We start from the raw sequence: 1527 nt of genomic DNA on the forward strand, positions 1-1527 counted from the left end.
CTCCTGTCCGGTGCGGTTGTGCGCCACAATGCTGCCACGGCCGGATTCGACGAAGGGCTTGTAGCGGTGTGCCGGGCCTCCCCCGCACGGCGCAGCCGGGTGGGCGGTGCCGGGCGGCTACGGTGAGGTATGGCCCACTTCGTCCTGACGCGGCACTCGCTCCTGCCCCCTGCTGTCTGCTGGGAGCGGCTGACCGACTGGCCGCGGCACGGGGAGCGGGTGCCGTTCACCCGCGTGTCGGTCGGGTCGGGGAGCGGGCGGCGGGTGGGGGACGTGATCGTGGCCCGGACCGCCCTCGGGCCGGTCCGGTTGTTCGACGACCCGATGGAGATCACCGAGTTCTGCGCGCCCGCGCCGGGAGGTGACGGGGTGTGCCGCCTGGAGAAGCGCGGACGGCCGGTCCTCGGCGGGGCCGAGCTCCGCGTGCGTGCGGTGGACGGTGGGCGGGGCAGCCGGAGCGAGGTGACCTGGGCGGAGACGGTGGCGCTCGCGGGGGTGCCCGGCGTGTTCGATCCGGTGGTGGCCGGTGTCGGGCGGCTCGTCTTCGGCCGGGTCCTGGACCGGCTGCTGGCCTGAACCGCGAGGCGCGGCCGCTTCCCGGGTTGCCGTCGGTGGCGTCTGCGAGGATGCCGGGCGTGAACGATGACTCCGCCGCCATCGCCCCGTGGAGCGGTGGGGTCGGCGCGGACGAGTTGACGGAGCGGTCGCAGGATTCCCATGGCAGCCGGTGCCGGCCCGTCGGCGCCGGTCAGTCGGCGACAGTGTGCGGGACGTCGAACGCGCGGATGGTCCGCGCCCGGTCGACCCGGACGGTGGCCGCCGAGGCCAGCAGTTCGGGAAGGACGGCGAGGAACTCCCCGGTGTGCGGTTTGGCGAGGTGCGCGTCGAGCGCCGCCTCGTCGCGGTACTCCTCGCGCAGCACCACGGAGCCGCCGGGGGCCGTCAGCCGTTCGAACGACAGGACGCCCAGTTCCAGCAGGCTGCGTTCCCGGAGGCGGTCGAAGGCCTCGGCGAGCGCGGGTTCGCTGCCGGGCCGGACCGGGATCTGCGCGGTGAGCACCACGGTGTGCGTATCCATCGGACTCTCCAACGGGTCATGGGGGGAGCGGACGCAGGTAGCCTCGCCCGGCCGCCCGCCATGATCAAGAGCGTTCGGCTGCACGGCCGTTCAGCGCCACTGAACGATCGTCCGGAGCGGCGGACGCCGTGGGGCCGTCGGTTCCTCTCAGCCGGACGACGGCGGTCAGGTACGGCGGAAGGCCCCGCACCGGGACCGCCCGCAGCCCGGGGTGCGGCAGCCGCTCCAGCAGGTGCGGGAACGTCAGGTGCAGCGCAAGTCCCGCGGCGGTGCCGGCCAGCAGGTCCTCGACCGATGCCGCACCGCTCCGGCGGCCGATCGCCCGTCCGGCCGGAGTGAGGGCCGGGGCGGCCCGGGTCGCCCATCGCATCGATCAGTTCATCGGCGCGTTCCGGCGTGCGGTTGACCACCACCAGCTCGGTGATGCCGGCATCGAGCAGCGCCGGGGC

General features: G+C 74.5%; 3 protein-coding genes. 1 reads left to right on the forward strand and 2 read right to left on the reverse strand.

All coding sequences use genetic code 11. The annotated features are described in order from the left end of the window. The first annotated feature begins 129 nt into the window (after positions 1-129). The gene (locus tag ABZ885_RS40905) at positions 130-576 is read left to right on the forward strand and encodes an SRPBCC family protein (protein WP_360200253.1); all 447 of its coding nucleotides are present in this window, start codon (positions 130-132) and stop codon (positions 574-576) included. Between the two features lie 172 nt (positions 577-748). On the opposite strand, the gene ABZ885_RS40910 is transcribed toward ABZ885_RS40905, so the two are convergent. Together ABZ885_RS40910 and ABZ885_RS40915 are read right to left on the reverse strand one after the other, a co-directional pair. Then, on the reverse strand, positions 749-1078 hold the full coding sequence (locus ABZ885_RS40910; RefSeq protein ID WP_360200255.1) for an antibiotic biosynthesis monooxygenase: 330 nt from the start codon (positions 1076-1078) through the stop codon (positions 749-751). A gap of 64 nt (positions 1079-1142) precedes the next feature. Beyond that, on the reverse strand, positions 1143-1448 hold the full coding sequence (locus ABZ885_RS40915; protein ID WP_360200257.1) for a hypothetical protein: 306 nt from the start codon (positions 1446-1448) through the stop codon (positions 1143-1145). Between the last annotated feature and the right edge of the window lie 79 nt (positions 1449-1527).

The organism is Kitasatospora sp. NPDC047058 (genome assembly GCF_040643935.1).
Classification (GTDB): Bacteria; Actinomycetota; Actinomycetes; order Streptomycetales; family Streptomycetaceae; genus Kitasatospora.